Source organism: uncultured Dubosiella sp. (assembly GCF_964018005.1).
In the GTDB taxonomy this organism is placed as follows: Bacteria; Bacillota_I; Bacilli_A; order Erysipelotrichales; family Erysipelotrichaceae; genus Dubosiella; species Dubosiella muris.
On the sequence record NZ_CAXHOA010000001.1, the window covers coordinates 294,646 to 315,658 of the forward strand.

The 21,013-nt window shown below is 52.3% G+C and carries 21 protein-coding genes; all 21 read right to left on the reverse strand.

Annotation, left to right across the window (positions count from 1 at the left end; translation table 11 throughout):
- Window positions 1–102 precede the first annotated feature (102 nt).
- Complete coding sequence (locus tag ABNS49_RS01450; RefSeq protein WP_135979330.1) at window positions 103–756, reverse strand: class I SAM-dependent methyltransferase; 654 nt, start codon at window positions 754–756, stop codon at window positions 103–105.
- Complete coding sequence (rpoD, locus tag ABNS49_RS01455; RefSeq protein WP_135979331.1) at window positions 753–1,994, reverse strand: RNA polymerase sigma factor RpoD; 1,242 nt, start codon at window positions 1,992–1,994, stop codon at window positions 753–755. Before rpoD ends, ABNS49_RS01450 begins: the two co-directional genes overlap by 4 nt.
- Before the next feature lie 4 nt (window positions 1,995–1,998).
- Window positions 1,999–3,747, reverse strand: coding sequence for a DNA primase (gene dnaG, locus ABNS49_RS01460; protein WP_277820731.1), 1,749 nt, complete (start codon window positions 3,745–3,747; stop codon window positions 1,999–2,001).
- A 9-nt stretch (window positions 3,748–3,756) separates the two neighbouring features.
- Window positions 3,757–5,139: a glycine--tRNA ligase gene (locus ABNS49_RS01465; RefSeq protein ID WP_135979333.1), complete on the reverse strand. Its 1,383-nt coding sequence runs from the start codon at window positions 5,137–5,139 to the stop codon at window positions 3,757–3,759.
- Between the two features lie 138 nt (window positions 5,140–5,277).
- Window positions 5,278–6,012 carry a DNA repair protein RecO gene (recO, locus tag ABNS49_RS01470; RefSeq protein ID WP_135979334.1) on the reverse strand — a complete coding sequence of 245 codons (735 nt, stop codon included), beginning with the start codon at window positions 6,010–6,012 and terminating at the stop codon, window positions 5,278–5,280.
- The gene (gene era, locus ABNS49_RS01475) at window positions 6,009–6,914 is read right to left on the reverse strand and encodes a GTPase Era (protein WP_135979335.1); all 906 of its coding nucleotides are present in this window, start codon (window positions 6,912–6,914) and stop codon (window positions 6,009–6,011) included. Before era ends, recO begins: the two co-directional genes overlap by 4 nt.
- Before the next feature lie 9 nt (window positions 6,915–6,923).
- Window positions 6,924–7,274, reverse strand: coding sequence for a diacylglycerol kinase family protein (locus ABNS49_RS01480; protein WP_135979336.1), 351 nt, complete (start codon window positions 7,272–7,274; stop codon window positions 6,924–6,926).
- A complete protein-coding gene (ybeY, locus tag ABNS49_RS01485) occupies window positions 7,255–7,710 on the reverse strand; it encodes an rRNA maturation RNase YbeY (RefSeq protein ID WP_135979337.1) in 456 nt (151 codons plus the stop codon). The genes ABNS49_RS01480 and ybeY overlap by 20 nt, the downstream gene beginning before the upstream one ends.
- A gap of 41 nt (window positions 7,711–7,751) precedes the next feature.
- Window positions 7,752–8,765, reverse strand: a complete 1,014-nt coding sequence (locus ABNS49_RS01490) for a LacI family DNA-binding transcriptional regulator (protein ID WP_135979338.1) — start codon at window positions 8,763–8,765, stop codon at window positions 7,752–7,754.
- 6 nt (window positions 8,766–8,771) lie between these two features.
- A complete protein-coding gene (locus ABNS49_RS01495; protein ID WP_135979339.1) occupies window positions 8,772–9,476 on the reverse strand; it encodes a hypothetical protein in 705 nt (234 codons plus the stop codon).
- On the reverse strand, window positions 9,442–9,918 hold the full coding sequence (locus ABNS49_RS01500; protein WP_135979340.1) for a hypothetical protein: 477 nt from the start codon (window positions 9,916–9,918) through the stop codon (window positions 9,442–9,444). Before ABNS49_RS01500 ends, ABNS49_RS01495 begins: the two co-directional genes overlap by 35 nt.
- Window positions 9,919–10,064: 146 nt before the next feature.
- Window positions 10,065–11,372 (reverse strand): Mur ligase family protein, encoded by a 1,308-nt coding sequence (locus ABNS49_RS01505; RefSeq protein WP_135979341.1) that lies wholly within the window; start codon window positions 11,370–11,372, stop codon window positions 10,065–10,067.
- A complete protein-coding gene (locus ABNS49_RS01510) occupies window positions 11,372–11,998 on the reverse strand; it encodes a hypothetical protein (protein WP_135979342.1) in 627 nt (208 codons plus the stop codon). Before ABNS49_RS01510 ends, ABNS49_RS01505 begins: the two co-directional genes overlap by 1 nt.
- Window positions 11,992–12,336: a thioredoxin family protein gene (locus ABNS49_RS01515; protein ID WP_135979343.1), complete on the reverse strand. Its 345-nt coding sequence runs from the start codon at window positions 12,334–12,336 to the stop codon at window positions 11,992–11,994. Before ABNS49_RS01515 ends, ABNS49_RS01510 begins: the two co-directional genes overlap by 7 nt.
- On the reverse strand, window positions 12,333–12,974 hold the full coding sequence (gene trmB / locus ABNS49_RS01520) for a tRNA (guanosine(46)-N7)-methyltransferase TrmB (protein WP_135979344.1): 642 nt from the start codon (window positions 12,972–12,974) through the stop codon (window positions 12,333–12,335). Before trmB ends, ABNS49_RS01515 begins: the two co-directional genes overlap by 4 nt.
- Before the next feature lie 4 nt (window positions 12,975–12,978).
- Window positions 12,979–14,367 (reverse strand): dipeptidase PepV, encoded by a 1,389-nt coding sequence (gene pepV, locus ABNS49_RS01525; RefSeq protein WP_135979345.1) that lies wholly within the window; start codon window positions 14,365–14,367, stop codon window positions 12,979–12,981.
- Window positions 14,368–14,447: 80 nt separating this feature from the next.
- Window positions 14,448–16,607 carry a polyribonucleotide nucleotidyltransferase gene (pnp, locus tag ABNS49_RS01530; protein WP_135979346.1) on the reverse strand — a complete coding sequence of 720 codons (2,160 nt, stop codon included), beginning with the start codon at window positions 16,605–16,607 and terminating at the stop codon, window positions 14,448–14,450.
- A 72-nt stretch (window positions 16,608–16,679) separates the two neighbouring features.
- Complete coding sequence (rpsO, locus tag ABNS49_RS01535) at window positions 16,680–16,946, reverse strand: 30S ribosomal protein S15 (RefSeq protein ID WP_135979347.1); 267 nt, start codon at window positions 16,944–16,946, stop codon at window positions 16,680–16,682.
- An 86-nt stretch (window positions 16,947–17,032) separates the two neighbouring features.
- On the reverse strand, window positions 17,033–18,124 hold the full coding sequence (hemW, locus tag ABNS49_RS01540; RefSeq protein WP_135979348.1) for a radical SAM family heme chaperone HemW: 1,092 nt from the start codon (window positions 18,122–18,124) through the stop codon (window positions 17,033–17,035).
- Window positions 18,121–19,926 (reverse strand): translation elongation factor 4, encoded by a 1,806-nt coding sequence (lepA, locus tag ABNS49_RS01545; protein WP_135979349.1) that lies wholly within the window; start codon window positions 19,924–19,926, stop codon window positions 18,121–18,123. Before lepA ends, hemW begins: the two co-directional genes overlap by 4 nt.
- Window positions 19,927–19,955: 29 nt before the next feature.
- Window positions 19,956–20,888: a methionyl-tRNA formyltransferase gene (fmt, locus tag ABNS49_RS01550; protein ID WP_135979350.1), complete on the reverse strand. Its 933-nt coding sequence runs from the start codon at window positions 20,886–20,888 to the stop codon at window positions 19,956–19,958.
- Window positions 20,889–21,013: the final 125 nt, after the last annotated feature.

A 21,013-nucleotide genomic window follows, 5' to 3' on the forward strand; every position in this document is an offset into this window, starting at 1 on the left:
AAGCGGCCAAAGATTTCATTTCCCTGTCCTTTTCCGTCCCATCGCCTGCTTTTTTCGTGGTCTTTCTTCCCCGTTGTCCCATATCGCAATAAAAACCGCGGCTTATCTATTCCGCGGTTTCATTCGTTTTTCCAGCGCCACAAGACGCTTTCTTCCTTCTTCAAACGCGTCCGCCGGCACTCTTTGTTCCAGCATCCGCCATTTTTTTTGTTCGGCCACCAAATACGCCCCGTACGTCGCGTCCTCCACGACGTGATACCCGTAATAATCGGATGCCTCGTCGCCTGGCTCGTTTCCTTTTCTCACGTACAAAATCGGATAAAAGTGGTTTCCCTCCTGCACGAAACGCTCTTTTTCGATGCGCCATCCCGCCTTTCGCAAATACGAACGCAACAAATGCACGTCCTTATGCGGGGATAGGATCATCGAATCCAGCCGCATGGCGCGCGCTTTCGAACGCTCCAAAATGTGTTCGATCAGCTGGCCTCCCATTCCCGCGATCACGATTTGATCTACGTCGCCAGGCAGCCCCTCGATTCCGTCCATCAACAAGCATGGGATATCGGCTTCCTCCTGCTTGAAAAGCGCGCGGGCGCGTTCGAGCGGCTTACTCGCCACATCGCAAGCGTACGCTTTGATTCCTTTGTCCTGGACGCACCATAGCGGGATATAGCCATGATCGCAGCCGATATCCGCCACCACGTTTCCATCGACCCAGGCGTAAATCGCGTCAAGCCGAAGCGAGCGCCGAATCATGACTTCACAAAGTCTTTCAATCGTTTCGAGCGGTTCGGATGTTTCAGCTTCCGAAGCGCCTTGGCCTCGATTTGACGAATCCGCTCCCGCGTCACGTTGAATTCCTTGCCGACTTCCTCCAGCGTCCGGGTCCGGCCATCAAGCAGTCCGAAACGTAAACGAAGCACTTTCTCTTCCCGTTCCGTCAAGCCTTGAAGCACCGCGTTGATCTCGTCTTTGAGCAGCTGGTTGTTCGTGTAGTCGTCTGGCGAAAGCGTGTCTTTGTCTTCGATAAAGTCGCCCAGATGCGAATCGTCTTCTTCACCGATTGGCGTTTCCAGCGAAACCGGATCCAGGGCGATTTTCTGGATCTCGCGCACTTTTTCGGCGCTGATGCCTTCCATCTTTTCGGCGATCTCTTCCGGAAGCGGATCCCGGCCCAGATCCTGCACGAGCTGACGCTGGATCCGGGTCAGCTTGTTGATTGTTTCCACCATGTGGACCGGAATTCGAATCGTTCGAGCCTGGTCGGCGATTGCCCGGGTAATCGACTGGCGGATCCACCACGTCGCGTAAGTGGAAAATTTAAAGCCTTTCGTATAGTCGAATTTTTCAACCGCCTTGATCAAACCGCAGTTTCCTTCCTGGATCAAATCCAAAAAAAGCATTCCGCGGCCGACGTATTTTTTCGCGATTGAAACAACCAGACGAAGGTTCGAGGAAATCAAAAGCTGCTTGGCCTGCTCGCCATCGTCGATCTTCCGGTCGAGCGCCTTCTTTTCCGCTTCGTCCAAATTTGGATCGGAACCCAGTTTTTCTTTGGCTTCCGCCCCGTCCTGGATGCGCTTGGCAATGATTGGCTCCTCTTTGGGATCGAGCAAAGGAATTTGTCCGATTTCCTTTAAGTACATTTTGACCGGGTCGTTGATCTTGGCGTGGGACGCGTTGGCGAACGACTGCTCCAACTGCGAAATCGAATCGTCGATTGAGTTTTCGTCGTCGTCCATGTCGTCCGAGAGATCGTCTTCCCCTTCCAGTTCGTAATCGTCGCTGTCGACGACGAAGGTGATGTTGTTTTCTTCACACCAGTTAAACAATTCATCCGTCGTCTCGTCATCCAAATTCAAATGCGAGATCGAATCCATGAACTCGTTTTGCGTGATGTCGATGTTGCTGTCGCGGACAGCCTCCAGATACACTTTCGCGTCGTCAAGCGAGGCGAATTTCTTTTTCGTTAATTTTTTTTCCAGTGCCGGCATTGGATCAACCTTCCTTTCGATTTCTGATTTTATTGCGTTGTTCGATCAGCACCGCCTTTGTTTTCGCGAGGGTGGCTTTTTGAATCGGATCGTGAAGAACCTGGATTTGTCCGTTGATCTTCTCGATCTGCTCGTTGATCGTACATTCCTTGATTTTCCATAAACTGTCTTCAAACACCTCGTCGCTTAGCTCCTCGCGCTCGTACGCGATCAAAGAGGCAAGCAAGTCGCGCACCTCTTCCTCTTCGATGGAAGCGAAAAGCTGGTCCGCGTCGATTTCGTCATGAAGCCGATAAAGATCGTAAATATAAAGAGACAACCGTCGATACAAATCGTCTTTGAAAAAGCCGATTTCCTCCTTGAAGCGTAGCGAGTGCCGTTTGGAAGCCAAAATGGAATTTAAAATGAAAAATTCCGCCTTTTTCCGTCCGCTTTGCGGCGCTGGAATGTACGTCGGGCCTTTTGGGCGCGGCGTGGCTTTCGCCACGGTCTGCGGTTTTTGAGCGCTCGAGGAAAAATCGAAGCCCGTCATCTCTTTGAGACGGTTCCAGTACGCCGCCTGTTCAAACGGCAGTCCTCCGTTTTCGATGGCGCGGTTCATTTCCTGCGCGAACGCCTTCTTGTCTTCGTAATTGTCCAAATTGTATTGATCCGGCAAATATTGAAACAAAAATTCGACAAACGAAATCGTGTGGTCGGCAATTTGTTTCACTTCGTCGGCGCCATAGGCGCAATACACCTCGTCCGGATCTTTGGCGTGCGCGTCGCTTACGATTGAAAACGGAATGCCCGCTTTCGATGCCGCCTGTCCAAAATGATACGCCGCTTTGCGTCCCGCCTTGTCGTTGTCGTACCAGACGTGAACCGGCACTTTGAGCAAGCCAATCAGCCGCAGCTGCTCGTCGGTCAGCGCGGTCCCCAGACAGGCGATACCTTCATGCAGTCCCGCCTTTTCCAAACCGAGAACATCCATCGCCCCTTCGCACAAAATCAGGCGTCCCGCTTTGCGGGCGTGCTCTTTGGCGCGGTGATAGTTGAAAATCAGCCGTCCCTTCTCGTAAAGCGGCGTCGAAGACGTGTTGATATACTTGGGCACAAAGTCGTTGTCCCCAAGCCGGCGGGCCGTATACCCGACCGGAAGCCCTTTTGAGTCATGAATCGGAATCATGATCCGGTCGAAGAACACCGCCCGTCCCTCGTTGAGCACCCCGGCGTCCCGCATCCGTTCCTCGCCAAAATGCTTGGCTTTTAAAAAGTATTCCGACTTCTTTCCTTCCGGGGCGTATCCGATTTGAAAGCGTCGAATCGTTTCCTCGTCGAATTGACGGGCGTGCAGCGCGGCCAGCGCCGCCTTGCCATCCTCGCTAAACAATTCGTACTCCAAATAATCTGAATATTCCCGCAGAACTTTTCGCTCCTGCTCAAACGGATCCTTTTTTTCCTTGATTTGGATTGAATCGAGCGCCAGCGGATAGTTGATCCACTGCGCCACTTTGTATACGGCTTCCGGAAACGTGATTTTTTCGTATTTTTGCACGAACGAGAACACGTTGCCTCCCGCTCCGCACACAAAGCATTTGAAAATTTGTTTTTCCTCGGAAATGGACATGGACGGATCGTGGTCGTCATGAAACGGGCATTGCGCCTGATAGTTTTTTCCTTTTTTTTCTACCGAGATATATTTCGAGATGATATCGACGATATCCGCCTGCGCGCGAATCGCCTTCATATCCTCCTCTTTGATCCAGGCCAAGTCCCGCCTCTAAAACTGCGTCCGAACGCGCAGATATTCGCAAAGATCCTGAATGGCGACGCGTTCCTGCTCCATCGTGTCGCGATCACGCACCGTCACACAGCCATCGTTGGCGGTGTCAAAGTCAACCGTCACGCAATATGGCGTGCCGATGCTGTCCTGACGACGATACCGCTTTCCAATGCTTTGGGCGTCGTCGAATGTCGTCGAAAAGTTTTTCGCCAGAAGAGCGAACACATCCATCGCCTCCTCGCTTAGCTTTTTCGAAAGCGGCAGGACGGCAGCCTTGTACGGCGCCAGATTCGGATGGAGCTTCAACACGAGGCGCGTGTCGTTTTCACCAACTTTTTCTTCGGTATACGCCTCGCACATCACAGCCAACAGCAAACGCTCCACGCCCACGCTTGGCTCGATCACATACGGGATGTATTTTTCATTCGTCTCCTGATCGAAATACTCCAGAGACTGCTTACTCGTGTCCTGATGCGCCTTCAAATCGAAATCGGTTCGATCTGCGATTCCCCACAGTTCCCCCCAGCCGATTGGATGGGCAAAATTGTACTCGATATCGCTTGTGCCGTTGGAGTAATGGGCGAGTTCCTCTTGCTCGTGGGCGCGCAGCCGGATATTTTCCTCTTTTAAGCCAAGGTCTTTCAAAAAGCCAACGCACGCGTTGCAGTAATATTCAAACCACTCCAGATCGGTTCCCGGTTTGCAGAAAAACTCAAGTTCCATCTGCTCGAACTCGCGGGTCCGGAAAATAAAGTTTCCCGGCGTGATCTCGTTGCGGAAGCTCTTTCCAATCTGGCCGACGCCAAACGGCAGTTTTTTGCGCATCGTCCGCTGCACGTTTTTAAAGTTCACAAAAATTCCCTGCGCGGTTTCCGGGCGCAAGTAAATCGTGCTTTTCGCGTCTTCAAGCACACCCTGGAACGTCTTGAACATCAAATTGAACTGACGGATCGAAGTAAAATCATGCGCGCCGCATTTCGGGCAAGCGATACCCCGCTCCCGAATGAACGTTTCCATTTCCTCGTTGCTCATGCCCGCCGGATTGACTTCCCCATTTGTTGTTTCCTCGATCAGCTGGTCCGCGCGGAATCTCGACTTGCACGCCTTGCAGTCCATCAGCGGATCCGAAAAGCCGCCAACATGTCCGCTGGCCACCCACACGTTGGGGTTCATCAAGATCGCGCTCTGGATCCCGACGTTGTGGACGCTTTCCTGAATAAATCGTTTCCACCACGCGTTTTTGATATTATTTTTTAATTCAACGCCTAAAGGGCCAAAATCCCACGTATTGGCCAAGCCTCCGTAGATTTCGGATCCCTGATAGACGAATCCGGAATTTTTCATATGGGCTACTACATCATTGAATGTTTTCTCGTTCACTGTATTCTCCTCTTTCCATCTTCACACCATTCCTTGTCATAAGGATAGACTGTTTCATTATAGCACGTTTCCTTACTCAATGCCACAACCGAGCCAACGCGAAAAACAGGTTCCAAAGAACCTGCCCTTCTTCTTTTCTTATTTCGCCTCCAGCGTGCGAATGGAAGCCAAAAACCGGACGCTCGCCAGCTCCGTGTGCGAAAACAGCTCGAACCATTTCGCCAAAAACAAAAAATCGTCCAAGTCGTACCGCGCGCTTTGCGCAAACGGCTCCACCAGCGTTTCCTTCACAATAAACAAGGCGCGGATTTTTTCCAGTTCGGTTTTTTTCCACTTTGGATAGCGCCCCTGGTTGCAGCGCACGCATAAGAACCCGCCATCCGGCTTGGAGAGCGTCTCAATCTGCCGTTTCGAACCGCACCCTACGCACGCATCGACATGAGGCGCGATGCCTTCGTTTTTCAAGATTTGCGCCATCAAAAGACAAGCGTACGTCAGCGCGGACGACTCTTTTCGATTGTACGCCTGCCACACTTCTTTTAATAAAGAGGAGTACATCGGTACGATCGCGACCCGAAACAGGCAGTCCCGCAAAACAAAGCAGACGCTTTGGGCGACCAAATCGTCCTGGATCGTATGATAATACGCCAAAACGCTTCCTTTGATCAAAAAATCCATCGTGGACATTTTGCGATCCGCCACGATGAGCGAGACTTCCGAAAACGGATTGCACAGCCGCCGGTTTTTCGAAGCCGGGTTTTGAATGCCCCGGGCATACACGCTCTGGATGCTTTCCGGTGTCAACACAAAGACGATGCCGTCTTTGTCCTTGTAGTCCTGCAGCGCGACAACAAGACCCGCCACATCGCTCATCGGGTGCCTTCGTTGAGCTCGTCCAATCCGAATTCACGGATTTTTTGCTCTTTGTTGCGCCAGTTTTTTTCCACGCGCACATACAACTCCAAGTCGATACGCATGCCAAGCATTTTGGAAAGCTCACGCTGCGACGCGATTCGGATCTCCTTGATCATCGAGCCTTGCTTGCCAATCAAAATGCCTTTTTGCGAGTCCCGGTCCACAATGACGAGCGCGTTGATAAACGCCTTCCCGTCCCGAATCTCCTTTTTTTCAAGCACGACAGCGATGCTGTGGGGAATTTCCTCCTCGGTTTTGTTGAGGATCTTTTCGCGAATGACTTCGCAAATCCGGAAATTTTCATCGTGGTCGGTTTTCATTTCGTCCGGATACATCGCCGGGCCGTCCGGCAAATAGTTTTTGATCGTGGCCAGCACTTCATCCAGATTTTCCTGGTCTTTGGCGCTTAAAGGAATGATTTCGTCAAAATCGTATTTTTGCTGCCACGCCATCAAAGCCTGGATCATTTTTTCTTTTGAGAACCGGTCGATTTTGTTCACCAAAAGCAAGACCGGTTTACGCAACGACTTGATGCGGTTCAAAATGAACTCGTCGCCCGGACCAAACCGCTGGGTGATGTCCACGATCCACGCGATCACATCGCAGTCCTCCATCGCAGTATAGGCGTTTTTATTCAGCACGCGGCCAAGCTGCTGCTGCGGCTTGTGGATGCCTGGCGTGTCGACAAACACGTACTGGACGTCGTCTTTCGTCAAAATTCCGGCGATGTTGTTGCGCGTCGTGTTCGGCGTGTCGGTCATGATCGCGATTTTTTCTTTCATTAAAGCGTTTAACAGCGTGCTCTTGCCGGCGTTGGGACGACCGACGATCGCGATAAACCCTGATTTATAATTTTCCATAGTAATACCTCATCCTATCAATTTGGGAACCATGATGACAATGGCGCTCACGAAGGCGAATCCGCACACGATCATGACGGCGGCCGCGGCCATGTCCTTGATCAGGCCCGCGCGCGGATCGCGTTCCAAAGAAATGTAGTCCACGCAGCGCTCGATGCACGAATTGAACGTTTCCGCCACGATCACCAGCGTCACGCAAAGCAGGATCCACAACCATTCCCACACGGAACAGCGCAGGATGGCGGCCGCGAAAAACGCCAAAAGCCCGCCGATAAACTGGAACCGGATGCTTTTGTCTTTCATGATTCCGTTTGTGACGCCTTGCCAGGCGTATTTGAACCTACCTTGCAACCACTTCATCGAGAATCTCATCTTGCAGTCCAAACATCACTTTTTCTTCTTCTTCCGTCATGTGGTCGTATCCAAACAAATGGAGCAGCCCATGGCAAAACAAAAAGCACGCTTCCCGGCGCTGGGAGTGGCCGTATTCCTTCGCCTGGTCGGCCACCGCCTGCACGTTAATAAAAATATCGCCCAGCTCCTCCTCTTCCTCCTCGATGAGAATGTTGGAAGAATCGTCTTGAAGCGCGAAGGAAATGACGTCTGTCGGCCGGTCGATTTGCCGGTAGTCCCGGTTGATTTCGTGGATCTTTTCCGGCGTCACGAACACGACCGACATCACGTACGGTTTGTCTTTGCGCAGGATTTCACACGCCCGTCTGCCGATGCGCGCGAAATCGTCGGCATACGTTTGTGCCATTTCGTTTTCCGTTTCGTTCACTATGATGATTTCCATAAACTCAGTATATCCTTTCTTCTCCTGAAAAAAAAGCCGGATCACTCCGGCTGCGTTGTTTGTCTTTGAATAAAGGTGTATCCGATCTCGATATCTTTGTTGTCCTTGACTTCGTCATCGTTGACGAGCATTTTTGTAAGCAGACGCATCGCGATCGCACCCATATCGTAATCCGGGAAGTTGAACGATGAAATCGTCGGACGCATCATCCGCAAATACTTGTCATCCAAAATCGAAATCACTTGCGTATCCTGCGGAATTTGATAATGCGCTTCGTTGCAGGCGTTCAGGAAAGCGATCGCCTGCGAGTCGCGGAACGTGATCACGAGTTCCGAAGGCTTGTGGGTCTTGAAGTACTCGGATAGGAAATCGTAGGAGGAACGGTACGTCTCGTCATACGAAACGTATTTCTTGAACTCCATGCCTTTTTCCTTGAAGGCGCGCTCGACGCCATGGCGAAGCTGCGACATCATCGAGAGATTCAGCTTGTCCTCCACAAGGGAAATGTCCGTGATTCCCTTTTCAAAGTACTCGTTGACCAGCTCGTAGGCGAGCTTTTCAAAGTCGACGTACACATTGCCGACGTTGCCGACTTTCTTGTCTTCGATTTTGCTGCCAACCACAACCATCGGGATTTGATACAAGTGCAACACTTCCAGCTCTTCTTCCGAAAAATTGTCGTTGAACAAAATCACGCCGTCGACGCGGGATTTGATGATCGACTCGATCACATCCTGCATTTTGGAAATTCCCTTGCTCGTGGTATGGAGCATGATATTGTAGTTGTAGATCTTGGCAACATCCATCAGGCCGTTCAAAATCTTGGCGTTGTAGGCGAACAGCTTCTCCGACATCACAATCGAGATCGTTGTGGTTTTGGAAAGAGCGAGTCCCTGCGCGATCGCGTTTGGCTTGTATCCTAGTTTTTCGATGGCTTCCTGTACGCGGATCCGGGTATCCTCGCGCACGACGTTGCTGTCGTTGATAACCCGGCTAACCGTGGCTAGCGAAACATCCGCTTCCTTGGCCACATCGTAAATGGTGATTCTTTTCATTGATAACTACTCCTCGTCCTTGTCCTCGTCGGATTTCATTTCGATTTCCTTGGGAGCCTGCGGCGTCTGTTTTGGCTTGAAAAACTTGTTGATTCCCGAAAAGATCGCGTTGTTCAGTTTTTCCGTCGCGTCCTGAATGTGGTCGACCGCATCTTTCAGGTTTTCATTGGCGCGCAGCTTTTCGATTTGCTCGTCGGCTCCATCGAAGACCTTTTTGATCGACGGATTTTGGCAGAGGGCGCCTTTGAGCTCCTTGAATCCTTCCCCGATCAAAGTACCGGTTCCTTTCAAAAAGTCTTTGCCCGCCTCCAGCGTCTGCTGAAATTCCGGACTGTTGGACACCTCGATCGCTTTTTCGCGCGCTCCGTTGAGCACCGCGATCGTCTGATCCTTCGCTTTTTCAATGTTGGCTTTGATCGCTTCCGGATCCGAATTTTGCTTCAACCACGCTTTCAAATCCGCGAAAATCTTTTTAATTTCGACTTCGGCGTCGTCGATGACTTCCTCGTTGGCCTCGTTGTTCGCCTCCTTGAGCGTCGCCAGCTCGTTGAGCGACTGTTTTTCCGTTTCGTCGATCATTTCGTCAATGGTTTGCTGGTCGTCGGCTTTCGGAGCCTGTTCCTCGTTTTCCGCCGGCGTCACGCGCACTTCGATTTCCTCGTTTACTTCTTCGTTATCATTCGGCTTCTTTTCCTGATTCATCTCTGACATAAATAATTTCCTCCTCTTCGTATGGGTCGTCCTGCACCGCGTTTTGGATCACGTCCACATCCGCTTTCAGAACCTCTTTTTCCTTATTCAATTTCGCGCTCAATTCATCTTTTTTAGCGGCGAGCTCTTCTTTTTTCTTTGTCATCCACGACTTCGCCTGCTCCATATCTTTATTCAGCGTCGCGGTCGCCTTTGTGACCATTTTCCGGGTCGCGCCATGGACGTCATCCACCGTTTTGGACAGCGATTCCACCGTGCTCAACGGTCCGTCCAGCTTTTTCAGCTCACTTTCCGCGGTCAACAAAGTCAGCGATACGTCTTTTAACGTTTCGATCAGCGTTTTGATCAGCAAGATCAAATAGATCAAAGCGACGACACCAAGCACAGGCAGCAGATAGGTGGCGACTTGCGCGATGGCGCCAAACAATGCGTCTATACTCATTTTAATCACCTCTTCAGGAATTATACCATGTTCCAACTCGGAAAATGAACTGTTTTGAAAAAAATTTTCAAAACTTTGTAACCGCTCCATTTGTGCCCGCCTTCCGTCAAAAAAAGCCATGCCCCAAATAAAGGCTGGCTTTTCTTTTATAAAATTTCTTTTAATTTGTCCTTGAGCAGGTAAATATCCTTGCTGGACATGAAAATGTATACCGCCGGTCCCATCGCTTTAAGCGCCTCGGCGCTTGGCTCGTCGATCTCAAGCAGCCGCGCGCCAGGACAGCGCGCCAGCAAATCGTCGATCGTCACCGTGATCGTCTCGTCCTCGCGAACCGCGTTTTTCGGAAAATCGAGCAGGCACACTTGATCCGCCGTATTTAAACTGCTTGCGAACCGGTCCAGAAAATACTGAAGCCGCGAGTAGCGGTCCGGCTTGTACAGCGCCACGATCTTCTTGCCCGGGTATCGGCTTCTGGCCGCCTCGATCATAAATTCGATCGCGGTTGGATGGTGGGCGTAATCGTCAATCAGCACGCTTTCGCCCACTTCCTCGCTCACAAACCGTCTGGCGATGCCTTTGTAGTCCAGCAGCCCAGCCACGATCTCGTCAGGCTCCATACCAAGCGTATGCGCCAAAGCGAACACGCCCAGCGAGTTGATCAAAAACGGATAGCCGATTTCCGGCAGCTTCACATGGTGCAACAGCGCCCCATGGAAAAACACGTCGTATTCGATGCCATCCGGCCCTTGCGACACGTTTCTGGCCTGGTAGTCGTTGCCCTCGTTCAAGCCATACCGCACGACCGGCACCGTATAGGAAAGAGTCGGCAAATACGGGTCGTCCCCGCAAATGACCGCTTTCTTTTTGATTTGATTCACAAAGGACTGGAACGCGTCGATATAGTCCTCCATGTTTTTATAATAGTCAATATGGTCGATTTCCATATTCGTGACAATCGCGTAATCCGGATGGTACGCCAGAAAGTGACGCTTGAATTCGCACGATTCCAAAACAAAGTTTTTCGCGTCTTTCGGCATGTGGCCGTGCCCGTCTCCGATAAGGAAACCGGTCTTTTCAAAACGGGAAAGCACCGACGCGAGAATGCCCGTCGTTGTCGACTTGCCATGCGTTCCCGCCACGCAAATCGACGTGTAGCGCTCCAGCAAATGGCCCAGGTATTCGTTGTAGTAGTACGTTTTGACACGCGGATTGTCCAGCGCCGCTTTCACTTCCGGGTGCCGGCTGTCAAACGATAACCCGACGATCACCGTATCGCCATCTTGAATGTTGGCGGCGTCAAAAGGCAAAATCTCGATGCCGCGCTCTTCCAGACCGTCCTGGGTAAAAATGTATTTTTCAATGTCGCTTCCCCGCACTTCCTTGTTTTCATCGTGCAGGATCTCGGCCAGCGCCGCCATGCCCGTTCCTTTGATTCCAATGAAATGAAACGCCATTATTTTTTGTCCTCTTCTTTTTCCGGCTCTTTCTGGTCGAGCATGTCGTCCAGGTCAAGCTTTGGCTTCGCCGCGCTGGACGCCTCCTGATACGTCGGGATCGACGCCACCGGAGCGGGTTCCGGAATGTTGTTGCCATACATCGGCGAAATGATTTCGATCATCGACGTATCTGTTTCCGGTTTTGGAAGCTGCACCGCGTCATGAACTTTGTCGAATTCTTTTTGCGAATCTTCCATATTGCCAAAAATCGGCGAAATAACCGACTGGTATTCCACTTCCTCCACCACTTTGCGCTTCCGGTTCAATTTCGAGCGGTCAAAATGGTAGCTTTCGTTTTTCCGCTTTGGCTTCGACGAAATCGTGTCGACATCCAGCCCTTCAAAAATACTTTCATCCACGGCGTTTTCGCCTGTAGCCGGCTGGCTGACAGGGGTTGGCGTCGGCATCGTGAACACAGGCTGCGGAATTTCACTGACAGGCTCGGCAGCCGGTCTGGAAACCGTTTCCTCAAAATGAACTTGCTCGTGCGTCGCTTCCTCTTCGTTTCCTTGTTCGTCTTCGACTTCTTCTATATCTTCTTCCACATCTTCTTTGAAGATGGCATGCATCAAATCTTTTAGCATTCGGTCTTTCCTCCTTCATTAAGCGTTTCGGTAAAATAGTGTTCGATCTCCTCTTTCGTTTTTCTCAAAGACGAAATAAACGAACTAATCTGGCGTCCGTTTTCGTACGCCACAAAACTTGGAATGCCCATGATACCAAGTTCAATCGCCAAACCAAGGCATTCGTCCCGATCCAGCTCGTAAAAATCCATTTTGCCGGCGAATTGCTTTTCCAGCGCCGGCAAAAACGGCTTAATATAAATGCAGTCACCGCACCATGGTGCCGTAAACAAAAACATATGAATGCCCGGCTGAGCAATGACCTTGTTCATTTCCTCTTTGGAATGGATCTTGTTCATATTGTCTCCTTCTCAAACACCGCCCGATAAATCGGGTTGCCCTGTTCGATAAATTTTTCCTCGTATTCCGTGATCGCGTCCTCATCGTGCGTTTCGCGCCGATAGTCGACGCTTAGCTCCAGCAGTCGAAACCCGTTGGCCAAAAACTGCGGAACGGAAAACTCGAATAACGACGCGTTGTCCGTCTTCATGATGACCTGCCCGTTTGCCGCGAGTACGTCAATGTACTGCTTCAAAAAGGAAGGGGCCGACAATCTTCGCTTCGCGTATCGCTTTTTCGGCCACGGATCGGAAAAGTTCAAGTGGATCACGTCGATTTCGCCCGCCGCGAACCACTCCGACAAATGATCCGCGTCGCCCTCGATGAGCGCGAGCTTTTTTTCCCTCGGGTCGTCGTCCATCTTTTTGGCCGCGATCCCGGCCGCGCTCTCGTTTTTCTCGATCGCGACAAATCCGGCTTCCGGCGTCATGGCCGCCATATCCAGCGAGTATTTGCCTTTGCCGCAGCCAATCTCGACATGCAGCGTGGACGTGCCGAGCCGCTTTTTCCATTTTCCCTTACAGCTGGACGGGTCTTTGACAAGCACCTTGCTTTCCGGCAAGTACTCGACCGCCCATTTCACTTTGCGCATCCGCATCGGTCTAGCCCGCCAGCGCCACGATCGCGTCCGCGTAGATCGCGATGGCCTGCATAAGTTCCGACACTTTCACGCCTTCGTCGCGCTGATGCGGTCCGCCGACGAATTGATCGGTCGTCTTCACCTCGTTTGGCAGCTCCGGTCCAAACGAAACAAAATTGTCAAACATGCGCGCGTACGTTCCGCCGCCAATCGTCTTGGCGCAGGAGAACGTGTCATTGGTGTATTGCCGGTAAATGTTCATCAGCTTTGTCACAAGCTCGGAGTTTGGATCGACGAACAACGGCGCCGAATCGGAATCGAGAGTCGCTGTGATGTTCGACTTCACCGCCGCGCACGCTTCGTCGAATCCGGCCATGATCGCTTTGGCGTCCAAATCGTTTGGATAGCGGATGTCGACCAAGATATCCGTGCGTTCGGGATCCATGCGCACAATGCCTGTGCTCATCGTCAAAAAGCCCATATACGCCCCATCCTTGTTGATGTGCTCGGGCTTTCCTTGCCAGTCCTTCAAAAGGCTGTACAAATCTTTCGCCAGCTGGTCGTCATAGGCGCAGCCGACAAAGTTCAGCAAATGAAGCGCCGCGTTCACGCCGTTGTACGGCATCGCGGCATGGGCAAAAACGCCATCCACATGCAGGCGGATGCCTTCGTCCGTCTGGTCGATGGAGCCTTTCAAATCGTTTGTTTTCAAATAAAACGCGAACTGCTCTTTTTGCCGGTCGCTGATTTCCTTCACAAAGCAATCCGCTTTGCCAATGACGATATTCGGTCTTTCGCCGGCGTTCAGCTTTTGGATTACCGTCTTGTCATGGGAATGCAGCGAAACATGCGCGCCGCCCTTTTCACCGTAAATGACCGGAAAATCGGCATCCGGCACAAAACCGCTTTGCGGGATCTCGCCATGCGCTTTGTAGTATTTCATGCAGTCCATGCCCGACTCCTCGTCGCAGCCGGCGATAAGCATAACCCGCTTCTTCAACGGGATGCCGTGCTCTTTGATGAGTTTGAGGGCGTAGTACGCCGCCAGCGTCGGGCCCTTGTCGTCCAAGACACCCCGACCAAACGCGTAGCCGTCGTCGATCGTCACTTTTAAAGGTTCCTTGGTCCAGTCCTCGCCAATCGGCACGATATCCAAGTGGCCAAGAATACCTAGCGTTTCCTCCTGATCGCCGTACGAGATCACGCCGGCGTAGCCGTCGATGTCTTTCGTGGCGAATCCATCGCGTTTGGCGATGTTTAAAAACGCGTCCAGCGCCTCACGCGGCCCGTCGCCGAATGGCGCGTTTTCCTTTTTGGTTGACAGGTCGCGCGTCGACTGGACGCGAACCAATGTATTTAGATCGTCAAAATAGTTTTTTTCATTTTCTTTGGCATATTTTAAAAAGTCCATGATTCCACCTCGTTCTTATTCTAACACACTTTGGAAACAGGAAAAAACGAAAAAGGCGTTTTCACGCCTTTCGAACTTTTCTATTCGCCTTTGTCTTCTTTGGCTTTTTGTTTGTCGTCGTGTTTTTTCGGACGAGGCAACAGCGCCTTCGCCGACACGTTGATTCGACCCTTGTTGTCGATTTCCGTCACTTTGACGTCGATGATATCGCCAATCTTGAGCACATCCTCAACTTTCTCCACCCGGTTGTGCGAAATCTTGGACACGTGCAGCAAGCCGTCCGTGTGGCCAAACAAGTTCACAAACGCGCCGAATTTCTCCAGTCGAACGACTTTGGCCGCGTACACGTCGCCGACTTTGGCTTCGCGCACGATCTCCTTGATCATTTCCTTGGCGTGGTCGATGGCCGCCTGATCGGTATGGTAAATCACGACCTGGCCATCGTCGTCGATGTCGATCTTCACATTGTCGCTTTCCGCGATGATCTGGTTGATCATCTTGCCGCCCGGACCGATGACGATCGAGATCTTATCCGGGTCGATATGCATGATCGCGATCTTTGGCGCGTACGGCGACAATTCCGCTCTTGGCGCCGCGATAGCCTGCGCCATGTTGTCCAGAATTTCCAGCCGCGCCTTGTGGGCTTGCGCCAGCGCCTCCTCGAAGATCTCCTTCGTGATGCCGCTCACCTTGATATCCATTTGCAGCGCGGTAATGCCTTTCGCCGTGCCGGCCACTTTAAAGTCCATATCGCCAAAATGATCTTCCATGCCCTGGATATCGGTCAGCACCGTGTACTGTCCGGTTTCCTCGTCCATGATCAATCCCATCGCGATGCCGGCAACCGGCGCTTTGATTGGCACACCCGCCGCCATCAGCGACATCGTGCCCGCGCAAATACTCGCCTGCGAACTCGAACCGTTGCTTTCAAGAACGTCCGCCACCGTCCGAATCGTATACGGGAACTCGTCCACGCTTGGAAGCACTTGAAGCAACGCTCTTTCACCCAAGGCGCCATGGCCGATTTCCCGGCGTCCCGGCGATCCCATCCGGCCGGTTTCGCCGACGCTGTACGGCGGGAAATTATAATGATGCATAAAGCGTTTGGCTTCGACTTCCGTCAAATCGTCGATGATCTGGTTTTCGTTGAGGGCACCAAGTGTCGTTGTCGAAAGCACCTGCGTCTCCCCGCGCGTGAACATCGCGCTGCCATGGACGCGCGGAAGCAAGTCCACCTGGGAGTCCAGCGGACGAATCTCGTCGATCGCCCGTCCATCCGGACGAATTTTATCCTCGACGATCAGCCGGCGCACTTCGTCAGCTTCGATGTTGTGGCAAATTTGTCCGACTTGCTTGAGTGTCAGCGCCTTTTCTTTTTCGCTTGGGTACTCCCTTTCTTCAAACGACGCCACCGCCTGCTCGGTCAGCTCGTCGATTTTGCCGTAGCGTTCCAGTTTTTCCTTGATGGAAACCGCTTCGCGAATCGCGGCTTCGAACCCGTCCCGGACTTCCTTTTCAACCGCCTCGTCGACATGGTACAGCGGGATCTCTCGTTTCGGCTTGCCGACCGCCGCGATAATCGTTTCCTGAAATTCGCACAGCTCCTTGACTTTTTGCTGTCCGAACATCAAAGCCGCCAGCATGTCTTCCTCGCTGACTTCCTTCGCGCCGGCTTCCACCATGTTCAGGGCTTTCGCCGTGCCGGCCACCGTCAAGTCGATGTCACTTTTTTCCGCCTGCTCCGCGCTTGGATTGACGATGAACTCGCCATCCACGCGGCCGACTTTGACACCCGCGATCGGTCCGTTAAACGGAATGTCCGAAATGCAAAGCGCCAGCGACGCGCCCAGCATCGCCGCCATTTCCGCCGGCGCGTCCTGGTCCACGCTTAAAATGGTGTTCACGACTTGCACCTCGTTGCGGAAACCTTCCGCGAACAGCGGACGAATCGGCCGGTCGATCATGCGCGCGCTCAACGTGGCATGCTCGCTTGGACGGCCTTCCCTTCTTAAAAATCCACCCGGAATCTTACCAACCGAATACAGTTTTTCCTCAAAGCTGACAGTCAGCGGAAAAAAATCAATTCCTTCCTTCGGCGTATTGCTCGCGCAAGCCGTCGAAAGCGTTACCGTGTCCCCGTAGCGGATCACGACCGCGCCGTCGGCCTGCTTTGCGATTTCTCCTGTTTCCACGGTGATCCCCCGACCACCGAATTCATAATGAAACTCCTGTTTCGCCATTTTTTCACCTCATTTTTCACAAATCAAATCTTATCATAGAAAAACGCAAAAAAAAAGCAATCGAAGCTTCGATTACTTTCTCAGTCCTAAACGGGCGATCAATGTTTTATACCGGTTCAGGTCTTCTTTTTTCAAGTAGTTCAACAAGTTTTTACGACGTCCAACCATCTTCATCAAACCACGCATCGAATGGTAGTCGTGTTTGTGTTCTTTGAAGTGCTCTGTCAGACGGTTGATTTGTTCTGTCAATACCGCGATTTGTACTTCTGGCGATCCCGTATCCCCTTCGTGGCGGGCGTACTCTTTCATGATCGCTTGTTTTTCTGCTTTCAGCAACATGTTTGTTTCCTCCTGTAAATTGTATACCTTTTGAACCGAGTCGATGGTCGGAGTGTCCATAAACACAGTCCAAAATCCTTTATATCTTACTCGAACAACGCAAGAAAATCAACCAAAATCGAGTTCAATTTTTCCATCCCCGATTCCGTGGTTTTCAGCGCGCCGCGCTCAACCATCAAATCGCCGTCGTATTTCGCCAGCAAAGGCGCCGCCATTTCTTCCAGCCGCAAGCCGTACTTCTCAAAAAACGAAGCCAGATCCACGCCAAAACAAGTGCGAAGCCCCATCATGACCGCTTCAAAAGGCGCGTTCACCGGCTCGTATTCGGGACGGGGCCCCTTCTCAATGTACTCAAGCAAATCTGGCGCGTTCGTGTACCGTCTCCGGTTTTCCCGTCCGCTCGCTCCGCAGCCAATGCCGACAAAATCCTGGTCAAGCCAGTACGCCAAATTGTGGCGCGACAGTTTGCCGTCCCTGGCGAAGCTGCTAATCTCATAGTGACAATAACCATGCGCCTTCATCGTCTGGACGATCCATTCGTATTCGTCCGCCTCCAGATCTTCATCCACCGCCTGCAAGCCTTGCCGGCCAAACACCGACCCTTCTTCCAAAATCAGCGAGTAAATCGACAAATGGGCGATGTCCAAACGGAAAAAACGCGCCAGATCGGCTTGGACGTCGGCCATCGACTGTCCCGGAACCGCGAACATCAAATCAATCGAAATGTTGTCGATGCCCGCTTCTTTGATCGCCTCGACCGCCTGCTCGATCAATGCCGGCGTATGATGGCGCCCAAGCTTTTCAATCGTTTTCGCGTTGAACGACTGCACGCCAAGCGAAATGCGGTTGACTTTGCACTGCCGGTACATTGCCAGCTTTTGGGCGCTTAGCGATTCCGGGTTGCATTCGACGGTTACTTCGCTTTGCGCGTGCAAATGCGGAAGCAAATCTTTAACCAGACGAAAAAACTGGCTGTCGGAAAGCACGGAAGGCGTGCCGCCCCCAATGTAAAGGGTGTCGATTTTCGTATCCGGCTCCAGCCGGCTTCGAATTTCCGCCCCGACAACGTCCAGCCATTGCTCGATTCGGGCGGCACTTGGAACCGTGCGGAAGAAATCGCAATACGGGCACACGCTGGCGCAAAACGGAACGTGGATATACCAGGAAGCGGGCGTCATCCTTCGTCGTCCATCGACAAAACCGCCATGAACGCCTCTTGCGGAATTTCCACGGAGCCGACCATCTTCATGCGTTTCTTTCCTTCTTTTTGCTTTTCCAGCAGTTTTTTCTTTCGCGAAATGTCCCCTCCATAGCATTTGGCGAGCACGTTTTTGCGCAGCGCCTTAATGTTGGTGCGGGCGATGATCTTGCCGCCAATCGCCGCCTGGACCGGGATTTCGAATTGCTGCTTTGGAATGAGATCCTTGAGCTTGACCGTCATCGCGTTGCCGCGGTGGTAGGCGAAATCCTTGAAAACGATCGTCGACAGCGCGTCGACGATTTGCCCATTCAGCAAAATATCCATTTTCACAAGCTTGGATGGCCGGTATTGCGAAAACGCGTAGTCGATGCTCGCGTAGCCTTTTGTGCTCGATTTCATCTTGTCGAAGAAGTCGTAAATGATTTCCGACAGCGGAATCTCGTACGTCAGCTCCATGCGCAGCTCGTCCAGCACTTGCATGTCGACGTATTCTCCCCGCTTTTTCTGGCACAAGTCCATAATGGCGCCGACGTATTCTTTCGGCACCATGATTTGCGCCTTCACATACGGCTCTTCGATCCGGTCGATGTTTTGAGGGGCCGGCAGCGCGGCCGGGTTGTCGACGGAAATCATCGTCCCGTCGGTTTTGTACACATGGTAAATAACCGAAGGGCTCGTCGCGATCAAATTGAGGTTGTATTCGCGCTCCAGCCGTTCCTCGATCACATCCATATGAAGCAAGCCTAAAAATCCGCACCGGAAGCCGAACCCGAGCGCCTGCGACGTTTCCGGCTCGTATTGGAGCGCCGCGTCGTTGAGCTTGAGCTTGGCGAGCGCCTCCTTCAAATCGTCGTAGCGGGCGTTGTCGACCGGATACAAGCCGCAATACACCATCGGCTGCATTTGCCGATATCCTTGCAGCGGCGCGTTCGCGGGCTCGTCGACTTTTGTGATCGTGTCGCCGACCCGCACGTCTTCGATGCTTTTGATCGCCGCGCTGATCCAGCCGACATCGCCGGTATTGAGCTGGTCTTCCACGACTTCTTTTGGCGTCCGCACGCCGACCTCGATCACTTCGTATTCCGCGCCGGTCGCCATAAAGCGGATTTTGTCTTTGGGCTTGATGGAGCCGTTTTTCACGCTAATGTAGGCGATGACGCCCCGGTAGGGGTCGTACAAAGAGTCGAACACAAGCGCCTGAAGCGGCTGGTCCGGACTTCCCGAAGGGGCCGGCAGCTTGGCGACGATTTGCTCAAGCACTTCTTCGACGTTCAATCCCGACTTGGCCGAGATTTCGACCGCCTCGGAGCAATCCAGTCCGATCAAGTCCTCGATTTCCTGTTTGACGACATCCGGCTGGGCGCTTGGCAAATCGACTTTGTTGAGCACCGGCAGGATTTCCAAGTCGTTTTCCAAAGCCAGGTACACGTTGGCCAGCGTTTGGGCCTGCACCCCTTGGGCGGCGTCCACGACAAGCACCGCCCCGTCGCAGGCGGCCAGGGACCGGGACACCTCGTAGGTGAAATCGACATGGCCCGGAGTGTCGATCAAATGAAATAAATAGTCTTCGCCGTTTTTGGCGTGGTAAACGAGCTGTACGGCGTTGAGCTTGATCGTGATGCCCCGTTCCCGCTCCAGCTCCATCGAATCCAGCAGCTGGTCTTTCATTTCCCGTTTCTCGACGGTGTCTGTCAGCTCGAGGATCCGATCCGCCAACGTGGATTTTCCATGATCAATGTGGGCGATAATGGAAAAGTTGCGAATATGCGATTGTTCCATGGAACAGTTTCTCCTTTCAAAATTGCGTTTTACTGGGCGGTTTCGCCGACAAGGCTTCTTCCTTGTCCGTTAATAAAATCGCGAATCGCCATCTTGGGTTTGCCTTCCAGCTGGCACGTTTTCAAGTGAAGTTTTCCTTGGTGCAGCTCCAGGCACAACGATTTCTTGTCCGGCTGGGAAAACAGACCGCACGTCGTGTTGTCCGCCGGAATATATTCATAGTCGTAAATTTTCAGCTTTCGGCCTTTGACGAGAACATATGCGCCCGGCTCGTCGCTGAGCGCGCGGATTTGACGAACAATCGAGTCGTCCGTCGACGTCAAATCCAGATGCTCTTCCTCGCGGGTGAGAATCGGCGCGAAGGTCGCCTTTTCCTCATCCTGCTCGACAAACACCGCTTGTCCGCTCAGCAGGACAGGCAGGTTTCGTTTCAATAGCGTGGCCGCCGCGTCCCCCATTTTCAAAAACAGCGAAGTGCTCGTGTCTGTCGGCGCAATCGCGATTCGTTCCACATCCAAAACCGGTCCCGCGTCCATTTTGCGCACCATTTTCATCAAAGTCATGCCGCTTTCCGTGTCGCCATGCATAATGGCGCGCTGGATTGGCGCCCCGCCCCGGTACGCCGGCAGCAGCGAGCCATGCAAATTGACGCATCCAAACGCAGGATGGTCGAGAACGCATTGCGGAACAAGCTGGCCATAGGCGCATGTCACGATCAAATCGCAAGGCGTGCCAACGACTTTTTCGCAGTCGTCTTTGATCCGGACCGGCTGAAACACCTCGATTCCGTGTCGTTTCGCCACTTGCTTGACCGCCGACTCGACCAGCATCTGCTTGCGTCCGGTTTTTTTGTCCGGCTGCGTCACTACGAGATCCACAATGACATCGCTGTCGAGCAACGCTTCCAGAACCGTCGCGGCAATGGGAGGCGTCCCCATAAATATGACATGTTTTTTTTCCATTTTTTGTCCCATCCTTTCGTTTGGCTGTCGTTGTCTTTCGACCGCACAACGTATTATACCTGAATTTTTCGAACTTGTGTTGCTTTTGAAATCAAATTTTGCTATAATCTCAATGCATTTATGTC

What these genes read in the sequence shown, in the direction of transcription:
- lepA (WP_135979349.1), bottom strand. Translation starts at nt 19,926, where the DNA reads ATGGAACAATCGCATATTCGCAACTTTTCCATTATCGCCCACATTGAT.
- ABNS49_RS01510 (WP_135979342.1), bottom strand. Translation starts at nt 11,998, where the DNA reads ATGCTAAAAGATTTGATGCATGCCATCTTCAAAGAAGATGTGGAAGAA.
- ABNS49_RS01490 (WP_135979338.1), bottom strand. Translation starts at nt 8,765, where the DNA reads ATGAAAAGAATCACCATTTACGATGTGGCCAAGGAAGCGGATGTTTCG.
- ABNS49_RS01505 (WP_135979341.1), bottom strand. Translation starts at nt 11,372, where the DNA reads ATGGCGTTTCATTTCATTGGAATCAAAGGAACGGGCATGGCGGCGCTG.
- pepV (WP_135979345.1), bottom strand. Translation starts at nt 14,367, where the DNA reads ATGGACTTTTTAAAATATGCCAAAGAAAATGAAAAAAACTATTTTGAC.
- trmB (WP_135979344.1), bottom strand. Translation starts at nt 12,974, where the DNA reads ATGCGGATGCGCAAAGTGAAATGGGCGGTCGAGTACTTGCCGGAAAGC.
- ABNS49_RS01480 (WP_135979336.1), bottom strand. Translation starts at nt 7,274, where the DNA reads ATGAAGTGGTTGCAAGGTAGGTTCAAATACGCCTGGCAAGGCGTCACA.
- ABNS49_RS01515 (WP_135979343.1), bottom strand. Translation starts at nt 12,336, where the DNA reads ATGAACAAGATCCATTCCAAAGAGGAAATGAACAAGGTCATTGCTCAG.
- era (WP_135979335.1), bottom strand. Translation starts at nt 6,914, where the DNA reads ATGGAAAATTATAAATCAGGGTTTATCGCGATCGTCGGTCGTCCCAAC.
- hemW (WP_135979348.1), bottom strand. Translation starts at nt 18,124, where the DNA reads ATGACGCCCGCTTCCTGGTATATCCACGTTCCGTTTTGCGCCAGCGTG.
- recO (WP_135979334.1), bottom strand. Translation starts at nt 6,012, where the DNA reads ATGAGCGATGTGGCGGGTCTTGTTGTCGCGCTGCAGGACTACAAGGAC.
- rpsO (WP_135979347.1), bottom strand. Translation starts at nt 16,946, where the DNA reads ATGTTGCTGAAAGCAGAAAAACAAGCGATCATGAAAGAGTACGCCCGC.
- rpoD (WP_135979331.1), bottom strand. Translation starts at nt 1,994, where the DNA reads ATGCCGGCACTGGAAAAAAAATTAACGAAAAAGAAATTCGCCTCGCTT.
- ABNS49_RS01495 (WP_135979339.1), bottom strand. Translation starts at nt 9,476, where the DNA reads ATGTCAGAGATGAATCAGGAAAAGAAGCCGAATGATAACGAAGAAGTA.
- pnp (WP_135979346.1), bottom strand. Translation starts at nt 16,607, where the DNA reads ATGGCGAAACAGGAGTTTCATTATGAATTCGGTGGTCGGGGGATCACC.
- ABNS49_RS01450 (WP_135979330.1), bottom strand. Translation starts at nt 756, where the DNA reads ATGATTCGGCGCTCGCTTCGGCTTGACGCGATTTACGCCTGGGTCGAT.
- ABNS49_RS01500 (WP_135979340.1), bottom strand. Translation starts at nt 9,918, where the DNA reads ATGAGTATAGACGCATTGTTTGGCGCCATCGCGCAAGTCGCCACCTAT.
- ybeY (WP_135979337.1), bottom strand. Translation starts at nt 7,710, where the DNA reads ATGGAAATCATCATAGTGAACGAAACGGAAAACGAAATGGCACAAACG.
- fmt (WP_135979350.1), bottom strand. Translation starts at nt 20,888, where the DNA reads ATGGAAAAAAAACATGTCATATTTATGGGGACGCCTCCCATTGCCGCG.